We start from the raw sequence: 17315 nt of genomic DNA, 5'->3' as shown, positions 1-17315 counted from the left end.
GATACCGGTAAGAATCGACAGGATGCAGAAACAAAAAACCCCCGCTTTTCAGCGAGGGTTTAAATTTTGGTGGAGCTAAGCGGGATCGAACCGCTGACCTCTTGCATGCCATGCAAGCGCTCTCCCAGCTGAGCTATAGCCCCACGATGCGTTTACGTATATACCAAATTCGTTGGGATAAAATTTGGTGGAGCTAAGCGGGATCGAACCGCTGACCTCTTGCATGCCATGCAAGCGCTCTCCCAGCTGAGCTATAGCCCCATTACGTAAAGCTTGTCGAGTTGACGGGCGGCATCATATGAATTCCCTTCGCGTGTGTCAACGGCAAAATTAACTCATAGAATTCAATCGCTGAAAAAGCAGTCAAATGAAGAACATTGCGCAACAACTCGCATTCAGTAGTTAAACGCGTCACGGTTTCTACTAAAATGGTGCTATAAAATGAGCCACTAATTAACCCCACGACTATTCAGGGAATCGTTATGTTCAAGGAACGGATGACGCCAGAAGAACTTGCTAATCTGACCGGATACAGCCGACAGACCATCAATAAATGGGTGCGCAAGGAGGGTTGGGCTACATCACCAAAACCAGGCGTACAGGGCGGTAAAGCGCGTCTGGTTCACGTCACCGAACAAGTTCGTGAATACATTCGCAGCGCTGAGCGTTCAGCCGAAGGTTTATCAGATAATTTATCGTTATCAGGCGATACCTCTATCGAAGCTCTACTGATTAGGCTCGCCAAAGAGATGACTCCGTCAGAACAGAAAATGTTTACGTCACTGATCCTGCGTGAAGGCATTACGGGTTTATTACAACGCTTAGGGATCCGCGACAACAAATAATATGAAAAAATTACGCAGCAAAATGACGACCGAAGAACTGGCGGACTGTCTCGGAGTTGCCAAACAAACCGTCAATCGTTGGATCAGAGAACAAAACTGGACCACCGAAAAGTTTCCCGGCGTTAAAGGGGGTCGTGCAAGGCTGATTCATATCGACTCCAGCGTCCGCACGTTTCTGCTCAATATTCCGGCTTTTCGCAAAGTACCTGAAATTTATCAGGTAGAGGAACCGTTGGCAGAATACAACCACGTGGTGCGTAGCCACGCCTGTCGCCAGATAATTAGCGCACTGGACAACATGTCCCCAACGGAACAAGAAAAGCTGGCAATGTATATTTCTCGCGAAGGTATTCGCACTTTCCTTACCCGTCTGGGTATTGATGAGTCTGAATAACAGGCAAAAAAAACGGCAGGATGCGCTCCTGCCGTTGTTTAATCGCTCAACCGATCTTACTGCTGGCTTTCACGCTCAGCAATAAACGCCAGCGCTTTATTAATACGCTCAATGCTGCGGGATTTACCAATCGCATGCACTGTGACGTCTAACGCCGGAGACTGACCCGCACCGGTTACGGCTACGCGCAGCGGCATCCCAACTTTACCCATACCCACTTCCAGCTCATCAGCGGTCGCCTGAATCGCGTGGTGCACGTTTTCTGCCGTCCACTCGCTGATAGCAGCCAGTTTATCGCGAACCACTTCCAGCGGCTGACGTGCTACCGGACGCAGGTGTTTCTTCGCGGCGTCCGCGTCGAACTCAGCAAAATCTTCGTAGAAGTAACGGCAGCTCTGCGCCATCTCTTTCAGCGTTTTGCAGCGCTCACCCAGCAGTTTAACCAGCTCAGACAGCTGCGGGCCGACGCGAGTGTCGATATTTTCCTGCTCAATGTGCCATTGCAGATGCGTTGCCACATATTCCGGTGCCAGCGCATTAATGTAGTGATGGTTCAGCCACTGCAGTTTTTCGGTGTTGAACGCACTGGCAGACTTACTCACCGCACCAAGGGAAAACAGTTTGATCATCTCTTCACGGGTGAAGATTTCCTGATCGCCGCTGGACCAGCCCAGACGCACCAGATAGTTCAGCAGCGCTTCCGGAAGGTAACCGTCGTCGCGATACTGCATAACGCTGACCGCACCGTGACGTTTTGAAAGTTTTTTACCATCGTCGCCGTTGATCATCGACACGTGTGCATAAACCGGTACCGGCGCATTCAGCGCTTTCAGGATGTTTATCTGACGCGGAGTGTTGTTGATATGGTCTTCACCACGAATAACGTGAGTGATTTCCATATCCCAGTCGTCGACCACCACACAGAAGTTGTAGGTCGGGGAACCGTCGGTACGGCGGATGATCAGATCGTCCAGCTCCTGGTTGCTGAATTCGATCGGCCCACGGATCTGGTCATCAAAAATAACGGATCCATCCTGCGGGTTGGCAAAACGCACCACGCATGGTTCATCATCAGCATGATGTTCATGACCGTGGCGGCAGCGACCGTCGTAACGAGGCTTCTCACCGTTTGCCATCTGCTCTTCACGCAGCGCGTCCAGACGTTCTTTGGAGCAGTAGCATTTGTACGCGGTACCGGCTTCCAGCATCTCATCAATCACGGCGTTGTAGCGATCAAAACGTTTGGTCTGGAAGTACGGACCTTCATCCCATTCCAGATTCAGCCAGTTCATGCCATCCATAATGGCTTCAATAGCTTCCGGAGTGGAGCGTTCGAGATCGGTGTCTTCAATACGCAGCACAAACTCACCGTCATGGTTACGTGCAAAAAGCCAGGAATATAGAGCAGTACGCGCACCACCGACGTGCAGGTAACCTGTCGGGCTTGGCGCGAAGCGAGTTTTGATTTTCATGAAATGGCCTTACGTTTATAAAGATGCCGACAACCGGCAAATCCTGGGAAGATTATCAGGCTCGTATTCTATCACTGTGGTCTGATTCCTCAATGTTGTTCAGGTTGGAACATCACGCTTTGCCATTTTCGTATACAAATCATGCTGCATGGATTGATTTGCGATCGTTTTGTTTAAATTTACGACGAACGAACAAATTCTTTAGAAAATGCGTTGACTCATTTTCAACTCTCCCTATAATGCGACTCCACACAGCGGGGGTGATTAGCTCAGCTGGGAGAGCACCTCCCTTACAAGGAGGGGGTCGGCGGTTCGAACCCGTCATCACCCACCAACTACTTTATGTAGTCTCCGCCGTGTAGAGTAAGAAATTGAGAAGTGGGTGATTAGCTCAGCTGGGAGAGCACCTCCCTTACAAGGAGGGGGTCGGCGGTTCGATCCCGTCATCACCCACCACTTTCTCGCCAGCTGGATTTCTTACGATAAAATTGAAGTACCGAAGTGGGTGATTAGCTCAGCTGGGAGAGCACCTCCCTTACAAGGAGGGGGTCGGCGGTTCGATCCCGTCATCACCCACCACTTCGGGTCGTTAGCTCAGTTGGTAGAGCAGTTGACTTTTAATCAATTGGTCGCAGGTTCGAATCCTGCACGACCCACCAATGTAAAAAAGCGCCCTAAAGGCGCTTTTTTGCTATCTGCGATTTGTAAGATTCGAACCTGCCGCAGGTTCGGTGTTGAGCGCAGCGAAACAACGGAGCCGGTTACGGCGACGGCCCGAAGGGCGAGCGAAGCGAGTCATCCTGCACGACCCACCAATGTAAAAAAGCGCCCTAAAGGCGCTTTTTTGCTATCTGCGATTTATACAACTGCCTGATGCGCTACGCTTATCAGGCCTACCGACAATACTCCCTTCGTAGGCCGGATAAGACGTTAGTCGCCATCCGGCACAGATTCACATCGTCAATGCCGCTACCAGTTTCTCCAGCGCGGGTGTCGCCTGCTGTTGGTCATACACAATATATAAATCCGCCGGAATACGTTCCTCTAACGGTCGGAATACCACGCCTGGCCAACTCATCTGCGCATAACTGTCAGCAATTAACGTAATACCAATCCCCATGCTGATCATCGCCAGCACCGTTTGCGGCTCCCTCACCTCACGGATAATCATCGGGGAAAATCCAGCGCTCAGGCAAACTCGCTGCAAAAATGCCCAGTCGGTATGAATGGAGGGCATCGTGACAAAATATTCATTTCTCAACGCTTCCAGCGGTACGGATTCACAGGCGGTAAGAGCATGTTCTTCTGGTATGGCCACCAAAAATGAGGACTCATGTAAGCGCAGGCTGGTAAATCCGGGAGAGGGTTCAGTAGCCATGCGCCAAATCCCCGCATCCAGTTCACGTCTTTCCAGCATCGTCATCTGCATTGCGGGCATGTTCTCGCGAAACTGCACCTCAACGTTGGGATTTTCCTTCAGAAAACGCCGCATCACCGGACGCATTTTTCCCCACATTGCGGTACCAATGACGCCTAGCTCAATTCGCCCTGCCTCACCGCGACCAATCTGTTCCACTCGTGCCAGCGCCTGATTAGCACTGGATAACAGTCTGCGCGATTCTTCCATCAAAATTTTTCCGGCGTGGGTTAACGCCACGCTGCGGGAATGACGGATAAATAGCAACGTGCCGAGCTGCTGTTCCAGCTCTTTGATATGCGTACTGAGCGGCGGTTGCGACATATTCAGGCGAGCAGCAGCGCGTCCAAAATGCAGTTCTTCTGCGACGGCAAGAAAATAACGCAGTAACTTCAGATCGATGCGGTGCGTGCGTTCCATGGATAATGCGCTCCTGAGTGAAGAATAATGCGCAAAGTTACCACATTGCATCGCAGAAAATGAAACGGCGGGTATCAGAACCCGCCGCTAAAGGAGCATTAATGTGCCGGTGATTTCTGCGCCAGTCGTTCAGGCTCATGCTTATATTTAAAGAACAATGCAAAGATAACCGCCAGGACCAGCGCGTAAGCGGCAAACACCAGCCAGATAGTTTGCCAATCCTTGACGCCATCGACAGAAAAATAGTCCACCGCCATCCCGCTCAGGATTGAACCCACCCACGCGCCAATGCCATTTACCATCGTCATAAACAGCCCCTGGGCGCTGGCGCGAATGCTTGAGTCAACTTCCTGCTCGACAAATACCGACCCGGAGATGTTGAAGAAATCAAACGCGCAGCCGTAAACGATCATCGACATCAGCAGCAACACAAAGCCAAACGGGGACGGATCGCCAAAGGCAAAGAAGCCAAAGCGCAGCGTCCACGCCAGCATGCTCATCAGCATCACCGTTTTGATGCCAAAACGTTTGAGGAAGAACGGGATAGTGAGGATAAAGCCCACTTCCGCCATCTGCGAAACTGACAGCAAAATGGAGGGATATTTCACCACAAAGCTGTTGGCAAACTCAGGGTTACGGGCAAAATCATGCAGGAACGGATTGCCAAAGACGTTGGTGATTTGCAGCACCGCCCCCAGCATCATGGCAAACAAAAAGAAAATTGCCATACGTGGATTTTTAAACAAAACAAACGCATCCAGCCCCAGTTTACTGACCAGGGTGGCGGACTCTTTTTTCTTCGCAACCGGTATTTTTGGTAACGTCAGCGCATACAGAGCCAGCAGCAGCGATGCGCCTGAAGCGATATAAAGCTGTGCGCTGCTCAGTTCCAGTCCCATTAAGCTGACCGTCCACATCGCCACAATAAAACCTATCGTGCCAAATACACGAATTGGCGGGAATGCGGTGGCCGGATCCTGACCCGATTGTGCAAGGCATGAATATGAGACGCTGTTCGATAACGCAATCGTCGGCATATACGCCATAGCGTTAACCAACATTACCCAGAACATGGTCTGTGGATCGGTAACGGTTGTGGCGTACAGCAACACGCCAGCACACACCAGATGGCACAGCATATAAGCGCGCTCGGCACGCAGCCACTTATCGGCAATGATCCCCATAATGCCCGGCATAATAATCGCTGCCAGCCCTTTCGAGCTGTAGACCATACCCACATTCGCGCCGGTAAAATCCAGGGTGTTAATCATGTAAGAACCCAGGGTTACCAGCCAGCTTCCCCAGATGAAATATTGCAAAAACGACATGAGCTTTAAGCGAGATGCGATACCCATTTTTCCGTTCCTTGCCATAAAGTAAGACCCCGCAAGCGGGGTCATGTTTTAATTATTCAGGCCAGTTTGCGCAAGAAGCCACAGATCAGATTGATGAAGTTCTGCCGGGAGAGTTCCGCTGCAGCCAACGTCTGTGCGTGAGATAACTTCACATCCCCCAAACCTTCCGCCAGGTTGGTGATGGCAGCCACCGCAACCACTTTCAGACCGCAGTGACGCGCAGAAATAACTTCAGGCACCACCGACATCCCCACCACGTCACCGCCAATAATTTGCATCATGCGGATTTCTGCCGCCGTTTCAAAGTTCGGTCCCGGATAAGAAACAAACACCCCTTCGCTCAGCGGAAACCCTTCTTCTGCGGCGACGGTTTGCAGGATCGCACGATAGTCAGCATCATAGGCATTCGCCAGCGAAAAGAATCGCTCACCAAAACGCTCATCGTTTAGTCCGACCATTGGTGTACCTGGCATCGTATTAATGTGATCGCTAAGCGCAACGAGACTACCTGGTCCGACTTCGGGGCGCAAAGAACCTGCGGCATTAGTACAAAATAACAGTTCGCAGCCCAGCAGCTTCAGGGTGCGAATGGCATCGGTCATCACCGTCATGCCGCGACCTTCATAAAAATGCCCACGCCCTTTCATACAAGCCACCGGAATACCCGCCAGATTTCCCAGCACCAGCTCACCGGCATGACCATGTACAGTACTGACAGGGAATCCCGGCAATTTCTCGTAAGAGATGGCCACTGCATCCTCGATTTGATCCGCCAGAGCACCGAGGCCAGAGCCAAGAATAAAGGCTACGCGCGGGGTGAAATCGGGTTTGTAACTACGAATGATGTCGGCGCTATACCAGGGATTTTGCGAGAAAAGAGAGTGACTCATGAGATATCCTTAATACTGAGTAGTCGAAAATAATGTCGCGTACCGCACTGTTATAGCGAGACTACGCAATCGATTACCAATACCGTTTATCCCGACAACCGATAGTAAATCGGTATCGATGAGTCGCACTAAACCAGCCTGAAATCACATTTTTTTCGGGCCAGAAATGGCACAGGAATAGAGATACATGAAGATTTGGAACTTGTATTATTAAACTCCGCTCCGCCATATTGTAACTGAAGTTCTGTTCACTAATGCCGATACTCATGTTTTATGGTGTGAGGAATCCGTATGACAACGATTAACGTTTCCACCCCAACTGTTCAAAGCAGTAGTGGTGGTGGAAAAGCCCCAGCCGGGAATGACATCTCCGCTCAGATTGCACAAGTCACCCAAAAGATAACCAAGCTAACTCAGCAGCTCAAAGATATTCCCAATAGTAGTGGCAGCGTTGAGCAGAAGCGCGAACAGCAGGAACTTATTCAGACACAAATCAAAATGTTACAAGCACAGCTGGCTCAACTGTTGCGACGGCAGGCCGAGGAGTCACAGCAAAAGCAAAGCGCCGATCAGAGAAAAGCTGAGGGCATCAACACGGTTTCCGACCAACATCAGGTCGATATTTATATCTGATACAACGGATCACGGGCACGACCGGCGGTTAATTCACTGGCCTGCATACGCACCACGTCCCACAGCGCCTGAGCCGCGGTTGATAAAGAGCGGTTTTTACGTCGAGCCAGCATCAGTTGCCGTTCAACTACCGGCGTCAGGCGCTTAACCTGCAAGTGACTGCCCTGCGGTAAGGGGAGCGCCAGCGCGGGCAGCACACTGATGCCAATCCCCGCCTCCACCATCGGGAACAGCGTGGCGGGATGACCAATCTCCTGAACGATGTTGGCATCAATGGAAAAATGGGCCAACGCCGCATCGATCAGCGGTCGACTACCGGAAGCGTAATCCTGTAACACCAAACGTTCGTGATACAAATCCTGCCAGTTCACCCACTCACGTTGGGCTAACGGATGATCCTCGCGACACAGCAGCAGGAACGGTTCGGACAGTACGGCTTCACACTGCAGGTCGGTCACCGCTCCGGGATCAATCACAATGCCAAAATCGACTTCTCCCTGGCGAATACTTTCCAGCACCCACTGCTGGGGCCTGTCGTGCAGCACAAAATCGATCGCAGGGTAAAGCTCATTACTCTGGGCAATACACTGTGGAATAAGGTGAGCAGAGATTGTCTGGCTGGCGGCAACACGCACCGTTCCAGTTAACTGTGTCCCCACCTGGCCTGCTTCACGCAGCGTGCTGTGCAGTTCATCCAGAATACGTTCCAGCCGCGTCGCCAACTGGTACCCCGCTTCCGTCAGCACCACTTCCCGCGTTGTTCTATCTAACAACCGCACCCCCGTCTGAGCTTCAAGCTCTTTAACGCTGTGGCTGACCGCAGACTGGCTTAAGCCAATAATATCCCCCGCCCGGCTAAAGCTTTTGGCCTGAGCGACGGTAACAAAGATACGCAACTGACGCAGAGAGTAATTCATCTATTCGATTCATATATGGATGCAATAAATCAATTTTATTTCTCAAATGGAAAAACGCAAAATGTTGCTACTGAATTTCAGGAGCTTTTATGAAACTTTTTCGTATCCTTGATCCGTTCACGATTACGTTGATTACGGTCGTATTACTGGCGTCCTTTTTCCCAGCCGAAGGTGGCTTTGTGCCTTTCTTTGAAGGCTTAACCACCGCTGCCATTGCCCTGCTGTTTTTTATGCACGGGGCGAAGCTCTCTCGTGAGGCAATTATTGCCGGCGGTAGTCACTGGCGTTTGCATCTGTGGGTGATGTGCAGCACGTTTGTTGTTTTCCCGGTGCTGGGCGTTCTGTTCGCCTGGTGGGCGCCGGTTAATGTTGACCCGATGCTGTACACCGGTTTCCTGTACCTGTGTATTTTGCCGGCCACGGTGCAGTCGGCAATCGCCTTTACGTCGCTGGCGGGGGGTAACGTTGCCGCCGCCGTGTGTTCCGCTTCGGCCTCCAGCCTGCTGGGTATTTTTCTCTCGCCGTTGCTGGTTGGCCTGGTAATGAATATGCACGGCGCAGAAGGCAGCCTGGAGCAGGTGGGGAAAATCATGCTGCAGCTGCTGCTGCCGTTCTTACTGGGACATCTTTCGCGTCCGTGGATTGGTAACTGGGTGTCCCGACATAAAAAATGGATTGCAAAAACGGATCAATCATCCATTTTACTGGTGGTTTACTCCGCCTTCAGTGAAGCCGTGGTGAACGGGATCTGGCACAAAGTGGGGATTGGCTCACTGCTGTTTATCGTGGTGGTCAGCATCGTATTGCTGGCAATCGTGATTGGCATCAACGTCTTTGTTGCGCGTAAATGCGGCTTCAACAAAGCCGATGAGATCACCATTGTCTTTTGCGGATCGAAAAAGAGCCTGGCGAATGGGATCCCAATGGCAAATATTCTGTTCCCGACGTCAGTGATAGGAATGATGGTGCTGCCGCTGATGATCTTCCATCAAATTCAACTGATGGTTTGTGCGGTGCTGGCACGTCGCTACAAGCAACAGACGGACGCATTGCAGGCGCAGCAGAAAAGCCGCGCCGCAAAGGCTTAAAGCGGGCGTTTCAGGGGCTGCACCAGTTGCGTCAGCCCTTCAGTTTTAATCAGCAGCGTGATTTGCATCAGTTCGCCGAGCTTGCCCGGCGGGAATTCATCCTTACGGGCAAACCACAGCAGATACTCTTCCGGTACATCAATCAGCCGACGCCCTTTATATTTGCCAAAGGGCATCACGGTATTGGCGATTTCAACCAGCTGCTCTTTTTCCATCTCAGTCACCCAGTAAGCGGATCATTTCAGCTTCGTCGATCACTTCAATGCCCAACTCCTGCGCTTTTGCCAGTTTAGAGCCCGCCGCTTCCCCCGCAATCACTAGATCGGTTTTCTTCGACACGCTACCGGCCACTTTTGCCCCCAGCTCGGTCAGTCGTGCTTTGGCATCATCGCGTGACATCAGGCTCAGGCTCCCGGTCAGCACCACCGTCTTACCCGCGAAGGGGCTGTCGATTTCTTCAGCGTTGATAACCACCGGCGCTGGCCAGTGAATCCCCTGCTCCAAAAGCTGGACGATCACCTCGCGGTTACTCTCTTCGGCAAAGAAATTAAACACGTGGGTCGCCACCACGATGCCGACATCCGGCACTTTTTGCAGCTCTTCAACAGAGGCGGCTTCCAGCGCGTCGAGCGTGCCGAAATATGCCGCCAGACCTGCAGCCGTCGCTTCGCCGACTTCACGAATACCCAGCGCATAGAGGAAACGGGCAAACGTGGTCTCTTTCGCTTTTTCCAGCGCATTCACTACGTTTTGCGCCGACTTCGGCCCCATGCGATCAAGACCGGTCAGCTTACCTGCGGTCAGCGTGAAGAGATCCGCTGGCGTATGGACATACTCTTTCTCGACCAGTTGATCGATAATTTTGTCGCCCATGCCGTCGACATCCAGCGCACGGCGGGAAACGAAGTGTTTCAATGATTCCTTCCGCTGTGCCCCGCAGATTAAACCTCCGGTACAACGAGTAACCGCTTCGCCTTCCACACGCTCAACGTCAGAGTTGCATACCGGACAGTGGGTGGGAAACTCGATTTCGCGGGTATTGTCCGGGCGCTCGGAAAGCACGACGTTCACTACCTGCGGGATGACATCGCCCGCACGGCGAATGACGACTTTATCGCCAATACGCAAACCAAGACGCTCAATTTCATCCGCATTGTGCAAGGTGGCGTTACTGACCAACACCCCTGCAACCTGAACTGGCTCAAGGCGGGCGACAGGCGTAATCGCCCCTGTACGTCCAACCTGAAACTCAACATCGCGGACAAAGGTCATCTGCTCCTGCGCCGGGAACTTAAAGGCCACCGCCCAACGCGGCGCGCGGGCAACAAAACCCAGTTGTTCCTGCAAGGCCATAGAGTTGACTTTGATCACCACACCATCGATATCGAATCCCAGCGTCGGTCGGTCTTCTTCAACCTTATGATAGTAAGCAAGTACTTCCTCCGGAGAGTCGCAAAGCGCCACTCTGTCGCTCACCGGCAATCCCCACTCTTTAAATTGCAGCAGACGGCCCAGATGGGTATCGGGCAACACACCACCTTCCAGCACACCAACGCCATAGCAGAAGAAAGTAAGCGGTCGCTTCGCTGTGATACGCGGATCGAGCTGGCGTAATGACCCAGCCGCCGCATTTCGCGGGTTAGCAAACACTTTGTTGCCAGTACGGCGGGCCTCTTCGTTGATTTTTTCAAACCCGGCCTGCGGGAGGAACACCTCGCCGCGCACTTCCAGACGCGTCGGAATGTTATCGCCGCGCAGTTTTAACGGGATCGCACGAATGGTGCGCACGTTCGAGGTAATGTCTTCCCCGGTGGTGCCATCGCCGCGCGTTGCGGCGCTAACCAGCACGCCGTTTTCATAGAGAATACTCACCGCCAGCCCGTCAAGCTTCAGCTCACAGCACCAGGTTAGTTTGTCCGTACTCTTCAGTCGGTCCTGTACGCGCTTGTTAAAGGCGAGAAAACTCTCTTCATCAAACACGTTATCCAGCGACAGCATCGGCACTTCATGGCGAATCTGACTGAACGCCGTTAACGGGGCGGCGCCAACGCGTTGGGTTGGCGAGTCAGGGGTAATAAGGTCCGGATGCTGCGCTTCCAGCTCGCGGAGTTCGCGCAGCAGACGATCGTATTCCGCATCTGGAATTTCCGGCGCGTCCATCACATGGTAGAGATACTCATGATGGCGAAGCGTGGTTCGCAGTTCTGTCAGTTGTTGTTCGATTGATTCCATATCGCACCATCAATGATAAAAAACCCCCGACAGGCGGGGGTTTAGCAAGGAGATGTCACGCCAAAGGAGAATCAGGCGCGAGATTCTTTAACTTCGCGGATGCGGTCCTGATACTCGCGCAGTTTCTGCGGCGTCATCATGCGACGTTGATCGTCAAGCACCACACCACCCACTTCATCGGCGATGTGCTGTGCGGACTGCAGCATCAGCTTAAAGTTTTGCAGCTCGTCCCCATAGGACGGAACCTGCATAAAAATAGTTACGCCAGGGGTGCTGAAATCACCCGTCATTTCGGGGTCAAACGTTCCTGGGTTAACCATATTGGCAAGGCTGAACAGCGACGGACCGCTGCCATCCGGGCTCAAATGACGATGGAAAATATTCATATCGCCAAATTTAAAACCGGCTTGCTGAATGCTATTGAGCAGCACTTCACCGTTGAGCTCGCTACCGTGATGCGCCGCTACGTTCATAATAATGACCGCTTCTTTACGCTGCGGTTTTTCAGCAGCAGGCGCTTCTTCAACTACCGGCTCAGGCTGCGGTTGATGTTCAACGGCAGGCTCTGCAGGCTGAAAAGTCTGCGGCGCAGGTTGCGGTGCTTGCTGCACGGGCTGCTGAACCTGCGGAGCAACGGGCTGATGCTGCATCGGCTGCTGTACAGGTTGTTGCTGAACAGGCTGATGTTGCGCCGGCTGCTGCGGTTGTACAGGCTGCGGCTGAGCATGCGGCGGCGGTACCGGCGCTTGTGCAGGCTGCTGCGCGGGTTGACGCGGCTGAGCCGACGCATAAGGCGGCTGGTACTGGTGTTGCGGCGACTGAGGAGGAACACCATGTTCCTGCGCGTTACCGGGAGCATGATTCACACGATGAACGCGAACTTCGCCCACGCCTTCGTCTTCCTCGACGTTGTCGTCGAACGAATCCTCGTCTTCACGTTTAGACTTCATGCGTTTCAGTGGGCGATCGCGGAATATAGAAGACCGCTCTTTACGGCTAGTCCAAAAACCATGTACCAGTAAAGCGATTATGGCGATCGCGCCAACAATGATTAATATCAGACGCAAATCCTGCATCATTATATTCTCTGTTGTTCTAACACCTTGCCACCACGGCAAACATTTACTCACTAAGAGTATTTGTCGATTACGCCAAGTGCAAGTGCACTCTTGGCTTTCACGGCATAAAGATGAACAAAATTGTGCTTTTTGCTGTTTTTTCGAACATTTCTGAACAGCTTAACGCTCAACAACCCGGTAAGATACGCAAAGTTTACCAGAGCTTATATAACAAGGAGTATGTCCTGACCATGGTTTCATCATCTGCAGTCGTACCTCGCAGCGGCCTTTATTACTTTTCACAGGGATGGAAGCTCATCACCCAACCGGGCATTCGTCGCTTTGTCATCCTGCCTTTGCTGGTGAATATCCTGCTGATGGGCGGCGCATTCTGGTGGCTATTCACACAACTCGATAGCTGGATCCCCGCGCTGATGAGTCACGTCCCTGACTGGCTTCAGTGGCTCAGCTACTTGCTGTGGCCGATTGTCACTATCTCCGTACTACTGGTGTTCGGCTACCTCTTTTCCACCATAGCCAACTGGATTGCCGCGCCGTTTAACGGTCTGCTGGCTGAACAACTGGAAGCGCGCTTAACGGGCGCAACACCGCCTGACACCGGTGTTCTCGGCATCATGAAAGATGTTCCCCGTATTATGAAACGTGAATGGCAAAAGCTGGCGTGGTATCTCCCGCGCGCCATCGTATTGCTGATCCTCTATTTCATTCCGGGTATTGGGCAGACCGTCGCCCCGGTGCTGTGGTTCCTGTTCAGCGCATGGATGCTGGCCATTCAGTACTGCGATTATCCGTTTGATAACCATAAGGTGCCTTTTAAGGAGATGCGCGTCGCGCTGCGCACACGCAAGGTCACCAATATGCAATTTGGCGCATTAACCAGTTTGTTCATCATGATTCCGGTGCTCAATCTGTTCATCATGCCGGTCGCGGTTTGTGGTGCTACGGCGATGTGGGTAGACTGCTATCGTGCTAAGCACGCGTTATGGAAGTAATGCAAAAATGTGTAAAAGCGGGCTGGCTTATGCCCGCTCTTATTCCATACTGCAAGGCATTATTTCCCATCAGCATATAGATATGCGATTTCCTTACTTCCCCATACTTTCTCAACAGGTATGCTGAAGCGGTATCCCAATTTCATACAGTTAAGGACAGGCCATGAGTAAGATTTTTGAAGACAACTCGCTGACTATCGGTCATACGCCGCTGGTTCGACTGAACCGTATCGGTAACGGACGCATTCTGGCGAAGGTGGAATCTCGTAACCCGAGCTTTAGCGTCAAATGCCGTATCGGTGCCAATATGATTTGGGATGCCGAAAAACGTGGTGTACTGAAACCGGGTGTTGAGCTGGTAGAACCGACCAGCGGCAACACGGGGATTGCGCTAGCCTACGTTGCCGCAGCCCGCGGTTACAAACTGACTCTGACCATGCCGGAAACGATGAGCATTGAGCGCCGCAAGCTGTTGAAAGCTCTGGGTGCGAACCTGGTGCTGACCGAAGGCGCAAAAGGGATGAAGGGTGCAATCCAGAAAGCGGAAGAAATTGTCGCCAGCGATCCGGAGAAGTTCCTGCTGCTGCAGCAGTTCAGCAACCCGGCGAACCCGGAAATTCACGAAAAAACCACCGGCCCGGAAATCTGGGAAGATACCGATGGCCAGGTTGATGTCTTTATTTCCGGCGTAGGTACCGGCGGTACATTGACTGGTGTGACCCGTTATATCAAAGGCACTAAAGGCAAAACCGATCTGATCACCGTCGCGGTTGAACCTACCGACTCCCCGGTTATCGCCCAGGCGCTGGCGGGTGAAGAACTTAAACCGGGCCCACATAAAATTCAGGGGATTGGCGCGGGTTTCATTCCAGGCAACCTTGATCTGAAACTTATCGATAAAGTCGTCGCCATCACCAATGATGAAGCAATCTCTACTGCGCGTCGCCTGATGGAAGAAGAAGGTATTCTGGCGGGCATTTCTTCCGGCGCTGCTGTTGCTGCCGCGCTTAAGCTGCAGGAAGATGAAACCTTTACCAATAAGAATATAGTGGTTATTCTACCGTCATCGGGTGAGCGTTATCTGAGCACTGCACTGTTTGCCGATCTCTTCACAGAGAAAGAACTGCAACAGTAATGCCAGCATGTTAAAAACGCGTAAAAAAGCACCCATTTGGGTGCTTTTTTGTGGCCTGCTTCAAAGTTTCAACTCGCCTGGCATTGATTCAACCCACCAGAACTGGTATTTAACCAAGCTAATTATTTTGATGCGCGAAATTAATCGTTACAGGAAAAGCGCTAGCTGAATCGATTTTATGATTTGGTTCAACTCTTCCTTTCGCGGCATAATGTTTAATGACGAACGAAACGTCAGCGGCAAGAAGTTGCCAGCAACGGATTGCACCGAACTCCTTTTGTGTCGCGTCCAGTTTACGCCGATGCTAACAATACAGGCTAAAGTTGAACCGCCAGGCTAGACTTTAGTTCCACAACACTAAACCTATAAGTTGGGGAAATATAATGTTCCAGCAAGAAGTTACCATTACCGCTCCGAACGGTCTGCATACTCGCCCTGCTGCTCAGTTTGTTAAAGAAGCAAAAGGCTTTACTTCTGATATTACTGTGACTTCCAACGGCAAAAGCGCTAGCGCCAAAAGCCTGTTTAAACTGCAGACTCTGGGCCTGACTCAGGGTACCGTTGTTACCCTGTCCGCAGAAGGTGAAGACGAGCAGAAAGCAGTTGAGCATCTGGTTAAACTGATGGCTGAACTCGAGTAAGTTCAACGAGTTCTTTTAAATATCAGTCACAAGTAAGGTAGGGTTATGATTTCAGGCATTTTAGCATCCCCGGGTATCGCTTTCGGTAAAGCATTGCTACTGAAAGAAGACGAAATCGTCATTGACCGGAAAAAAATTTCTGCCGACAAGGTTGATCAGGAAGTTGAACGTTTTCTGAGCGGTCGTGCCAAGGCATCTGCGCAACTGGAAGCGATCAAAACCAAAGCTGGTGAAACGTTCGGTGAAGAAAAAGAAGCCATCTTTGAAGGGCATATCATGCTGCTCGAAGATGAGGAGCTGGAGCAGGAAATCATAGCCCTGATTAAAGATAAGCACATGACGGCTGATGCAGCCGCGCATGAAGTTATCGAAGGTCAGGCCACAGCCCTGGAAGAGCTGGATGATGAATACCTGAAAGAACGTGCGGCTGACGTACGTGACATCGGTAAACGCCTGCTGCGTAACATCCTGGGTCTGGCAATTATCGACCTGAGCGCTATTCAGGAAGAAGTTATCCTGGTAGCCGCAGACCTGACCCCGTCAGAAACCGCACAGCTGAACCTGAACAAGGTGCTGGGTTTCATTACTGACGCGGGCGGACGTACTTCCCATACCTCTATCATGGCGCGTTCTCTGGAACTGCCTGCCATCGTCGGTACGGGTAGCGTCACCTCTCAGGTTAAAAACGACGACTATCTGATTCTGGATGCCGTAAACAATCAGGTTTACGTCAATCCGACCAACGACGTTATCGAGCAACTGCGTGCCGTTCAGGAGCAGGTTGCAACCGAGAAAGCGGAACTCGCTAAGCTGAAAGATCTGCCGGCTATCACGCTGGACGGACATCAGGTTGAAGTTTGCGCCAATATCGGTACCGTTCGTGACGTTGAAGGCGCTGAACGTAACGGCGCTGAAGGTGTGGGTCTGTACCGCACCGAATTCCTGTTCATGGACCGTGAATCGCTGCCAACTGAAGAAGAACAGTTTGCTGCGTATAAAGCCGTTGCTGAAGCCTGTGGCTCTCAGGCGGTCATCGTTCGCACCATGGACATCGGCGGCGATAAAGAACTGCCGTACATGAATTTCCCGAAAGAAGAGAACCCGTTCCTGGGCTGGCGTGCCGTGCGTATCGCCATGGATCGTAAAGAGATCCTGCGTGACCAGGTTCGCGCGATTCTGCGCGCCTCTGCTTTCGGTAAACTGCGCATTATGTTCCCAATGATCATCTCTGTTGAAGAAGTGCGTGCACTGCGCAAAGAGATCGAAATCTACAAACAGGAACTGCGCGACGAAGGTAAAGCATTTGACGAGAGCATTGAGATTGGCGTAATGGTGGAAACACCGGCTGCGGCAACAATTGCGCGTCATTTAGCCAAAGAAGTTGATTTCTTTAGTATCGGCACCAATGATTTAACGCAGTACACCCTGGCAGTTGACCGTGGTAATGATATGATTTCACACCTTTACCAACCGATGTCGCCATCTGTGCTGACGCTGATCAAGCAAGTTATTGATGCTTCTCATGCTGAAGGCAAATGGACTGGCATGTGTGGTGAGCTTGCAGGCGACGAACGTGCTACACTTCTGTTGCTGGGGATGGGTCTGGACGAATTCTCTATGAGCGCCATTTCTATCCCGCGCATTAAGAAGATTATCCGTAACACGAACTTCGAAGATGCGAAGGTGTTAGCAGAGCAGGCTCTTGCTCAACCGACAACGGACGAGTTAATGACGCTGGTTAACAAGTTCATTGAAGAAAAAACAATCTGCTAATCCACGAGATGCGGCCCAATTTACTGCTTAGG

General features: G+C 51.7%; 16 protein-coding genes, 6 tRNA genes and 1 other RNA gene. 13 read left to right on the top strand and 10 right to left on the bottom strand.

What is annotated here, in order from left to right; translation table 11 throughout:
* Nucleotides 1-67 precede the first annotated feature (67 nt).
* Both GUC46_RS07030 and GUC46_RS07025 read right to left on the bottom strand, forming a co-directional pair.
* Nucleotides 68-143 (bottom strand) — tRNA-Ala (locus tag GUC46_RS07030).
* A gap of 42 nt (nt 144-185) precedes the next feature.
* A tRNA-Ala gene (locus GUC46_RS07025) sits at nt 186-261 on the bottom strand.
* Nucleotides 262-482: 221 nt separating this feature from the next.
* Between GUC46_RS07025 and GUC46_RS07020 the strand changes: the two genes are divergently transcribed.
* Both GUC46_RS07020 and GUC46_RS07015 read left to right on the top strand, forming a co-directional pair.
* Nucleotides 483-845: a YfeC-like transcriptional regulator gene (locus tag GUC46_RS07020; protein WP_003028277.1), complete on the top strand. Its 363-nt coding sequence runs from the start codon at nt 483-485 to the stop codon at nt 843-845.
* 1 nt (nt 846) lies between these two features.
* Complete coding sequence (locus tag GUC46_RS07015; RefSeq protein WP_121540290.1) at nt 847-1239, top strand: YfeC-like transcriptional regulator; 393 nt, start codon at nt 847-849, stop codon at nt 1237-1239.
* Between the two features lie 56 nt (nt 1240-1295).
* Here the strand turns inward: GUC46_RS07015 and gltX are convergent, their stop codons facing one another.
* A complete protein-coding gene (gene gltX, locus GUC46_RS07010) occupies nt 1296-2711 on the bottom strand; it encodes a glutamate--tRNA ligase (protein ID WP_003845002.1) in 1416 nt (471 codons plus the stop codon).
* Between the two features lie 258 nt (nt 2712-2969).
* Here gltX and GUC46_RS07005 point away from each other — a divergent pair.
* The 5 genes from GUC46_RS07005 (at nt 2970) to GUC46_RS06985 (ending at nt 3526) form a co-directional block, all read left to right on the top strand.
* Nucleotides 2970-3045, top strand: a tRNA-Val gene (locus GUC46_RS07005).
* 46 nt (nt 3046-3091) lie between these two features.
* A tRNA-Val gene (locus GUC46_RS07000) sits at nt 3092-3167 on the top strand.
* Between the two features lie 47 nt (nt 3168-3214).
* Nucleotides 3215-3290 (top strand) — tRNA-Val (locus GUC46_RS06995).
* Nucleotides 3291-3294: 4 nt separating this feature from the next.
* Nucleotides 3295-3370 (top strand) — tRNA-Lys (locus tag GUC46_RS06990).
* Between the two features lie 29 nt (nt 3371-3399).
* A non-coding RNA gene (locus GUC46_RS06985) (RtT sRNA) lies at nt 3400-3526 on the top strand.
* Between the two features lie 137 nt (nt 3527-3663).
* Here the strand turns inward: GUC46_RS06985 and GUC46_RS06980 are convergent.
* The 3 genes from GUC46_RS06980 to xapA form a co-directional block, all read right to left on the bottom strand.
* A complete protein-coding gene (locus GUC46_RS06980; RefSeq protein WP_003838579.1) occupies nt 3664-4548 on the bottom strand; it encodes a LysR family transcriptional regulator in 885 nt (294 codons plus the stop codon).
* 98 nt (nt 4549-4646) lie between these two features.
* Entirely contained in the window at nt 4647-5903 is a 1257-nt protein-coding gene (locus tag GUC46_RS06975) for a nucleoside permease (protein WP_160179974.1), read from the bottom strand.
* A gap of 56 nt (nt 5904-5959) precedes the next feature.
* Nucleotides 5960-6793, bottom strand: a complete 834-nt coding sequence (xapA, locus tag GUC46_RS06970) for a xanthosine phosphorylase (protein ID WP_003838576.1) — start codon at nt 6791-6793, stop codon at nt 5960-5962.
* A 291-nt stretch (nt 6794-7084) separates the two neighbouring features.
* On the opposite strand from xapA, the gene GUC46_RS06965 reads away from it, so the two are divergent.
* Nucleotides 7085-7426, top strand: coding sequence for a FlxA-like family protein (locus tag GUC46_RS06965; protein ID WP_049000830.1), 342 nt, complete (start codon nt 7085-7087; stop codon nt 7424-7426).
* Here the strand turns inward: GUC46_RS06965 and GUC46_RS06960 are convergent.
* A complete protein-coding gene (locus GUC46_RS06960) occupies nt 7417-8343 on the bottom strand; it encodes a LysR family transcriptional regulator (RefSeq protein WP_003838572.1) in 927 nt (308 codons plus the stop codon). The two genes, GUC46_RS06965 and GUC46_RS06960, sit on opposite strands and share 10 nt — an antisense overlap.
* Before the next feature lie 89 nt (nt 8344-8432).
* Here GUC46_RS06960 and GUC46_RS06955 point away from each other — a divergent pair, with 89 nt between their 5' ends.
* The gene (locus GUC46_RS06955) at nt 8433-9431 is read left to right on the top strand and encodes a bile acid:sodium symporter family protein (RefSeq protein ID WP_160179971.1); all 999 of its coding nucleotides are present in this window, start codon (nt 8433-8435) and stop codon (nt 9429-9431) included.
* Here the strand turns inward: GUC46_RS06955 and GUC46_RS06950 are convergent.
* From GUC46_RS06950 to zipA, 3 genes are all read right to left on the bottom strand, one after another.
* A complete protein-coding gene (locus tag GUC46_RS06950) occupies nt 9428-9646 on the bottom strand; it encodes a DUF3820 family protein (RefSeq protein ID WP_003038102.1) in 219 nt (72 codons plus the stop codon). The two genes, GUC46_RS06955 and GUC46_RS06950, sit on opposite strands and share 4 nt — an antisense overlap.
* Nucleotide 9647: 1 nt before the next feature.
* A complete protein-coding gene (ligA, locus tag GUC46_RS06945; RefSeq protein ID WP_160179969.1) occupies nt 9648-11663 on the bottom strand; it encodes an NAD-dependent DNA ligase LigA in 2016 nt (671 codons plus the stop codon).
* A gap of 71 nt (nt 11664-11734) precedes the next feature.
* Complete coding sequence (gene zipA / locus GUC46_RS06940; protein WP_106902368.1) at nt 11735-12742, bottom strand: cell division protein ZipA; 1008 nt, start codon at nt 12740-12742, stop codon at nt 11735-11737.
* 230 nt (nt 12743-12972) lie between these two features.
* Between zipA and cysZ the strand changes: the two genes are divergently transcribed.
* The 4 genes from cysZ (at nt 12973) to ptsI (ending at nt 17283) form a co-directional block, all read left to right on the top strand.
* Nucleotides 12973-13734 (top strand): sulfate transporter CysZ, encoded by a 762-nt coding sequence (gene cysZ / locus GUC46_RS06935; protein WP_160179966.1) that lies wholly within the window; start codon nt 12973-12975, stop codon nt 13732-13734.
* Between the two features lie 163 nt (nt 13735-13897).
* Nucleotides 13898-14869, top strand: coding sequence for a cysteine synthase A (gene cysK / locus GUC46_RS06930; protein ID WP_003038091.1), 972 nt, complete (start codon nt 13898-13900; stop codon nt 14867-14869).
* A gap of 383 nt (nt 14870-15252) precedes the next feature.
* Complete coding sequence (gene ptsH / locus GUC46_RS06925) at nt 15253-15510, top strand: phosphocarrier protein Hpr (RefSeq protein ID WP_003038086.1); 258 nt, start codon at nt 15253-15255, stop codon at nt 15508-15510.
* 45 nt (nt 15511-15555) lie between these two features.
* Complete coding sequence (gene ptsI, locus GUC46_RS06920) at nt 15556-17283, top strand: phosphoenolpyruvate-protein phosphotransferase PtsI (RefSeq protein WP_003038080.1); 1728 nt, start codon at nt 15556-15558, stop codon at nt 17281-17283.
* Nucleotides 17284-17315: the final 32 nt, after the last annotated feature.

It is taken from the genome of Citrobacter sp. LUTT5 (assembly GCF_009905315.1).
In the GTDB taxonomy this organism is placed as follows: Bacteria; Pseudomonadota; Gammaproteobacteria; order Enterobacterales; family Enterobacteriaceae; genus Citrobacter; species Citrobacter freundii.
Note: the sequence above shows the minus strand (reverse complement) of the source record. Positions and strands in the feature narration are given on the sequence as shown.

Coding starts and splice junctions, on each gene's coding strand:
- GUC46_RS07020 (WP_003028277.1), top strand. CDS start 483: ATGTTCAAGGAACGGATGACGCCAGAAGAACTTGCTAATCTGACCGGA.
- GUC46_RS07015 (WP_121540290.1), top strand. CDS start 847: ATGAAAAAATTACGCAGCAAAATGACGACCGAAGAACTGGCGGACTGT.
- gltX (WP_003845002.1), bottom strand. CDS start 2,711: ATGAAAATCAAAACTCGCTTCGCGCCAAGCCCGACAGGTTACCTGCAC.
- GUC46_RS06980 (WP_003838579.1), bottom strand. CDS start 4,548: ATGGAACGCACGCACCGCATCGATCTGAAGTTACTGCGTTATTTTCTT.
- GUC46_RS06975 (WP_160179974.1), bottom strand. CDS start 5,903: ATGGGTATCGCATCTCGCTTAAAGCTCATGTCGTTTTTGCAATATTTC.
- xapA (WP_003838576.1), bottom strand. CDS start 6,793: ATGAGTCACTCTCTTTTCTCGCAAAATCCCTGGTATAGCGCCGACATC.
- GUC46_RS06965 (WP_049000830.1), top strand. CDS start 7,085: ATGACAACGATTAACGTTTCCACCCCAACTGTTCAAAGCAGTAGTGGT.
- GUC46_RS06960 (WP_003838572.1), bottom strand. CDS start 8,343: ATGAATTACTCTCTGCGTCAGTTGCGTATCTTTGTTACCGTCGCTCAG.
- GUC46_RS06955 (WP_160179971.1), top strand. CDS start 8,433: ATGAAACTTTTTCGTATCCTTGATCCGTTCACGATTACGTTGATTACG.
- GUC46_RS06950 (WP_003038102.1), bottom strand. CDS start 9,646: ATGGAAAAAGAGCAGCTGGTTGAAATCGCCAATACCGTGATGCCCTTT.
- ligA (WP_160179969.1), bottom strand. CDS start 11,663: ATGGAATCAATCGAACAACAACTGACAGAACTGCGAACCACGCTTCGC.
- zipA (WP_106902368.1), bottom strand. CDS start 12,742: ATGATGCAGGATTTGCGTCTGATATTAATCATTGTTGGCGCGATCGCC.
- cysZ (WP_160179966.1), top strand. CDS start 12,973: ATGGTTTCATCATCTGCAGTCGTACCTCGCAGCGGCCTTTATTACTTT.
- cysK (WP_003038091.1), top strand. CDS start 13,898: ATGAGTAAGATTTTTGAAGACAACTCGCTGACTATCGGTCATACGCCG.
- ptsH (WP_003038086.1), top strand. CDS start 15,253: ATGTTCCAGCAAGAAGTTACCATTACCGCTCCGAACGGTCTGCATACT.
- ptsI (WP_003038080.1), top strand. CDS start 15,556: ATGATTTCAGGCATTTTAGCATCCCCGGGTATCGCTTTCGGTAAAGCA.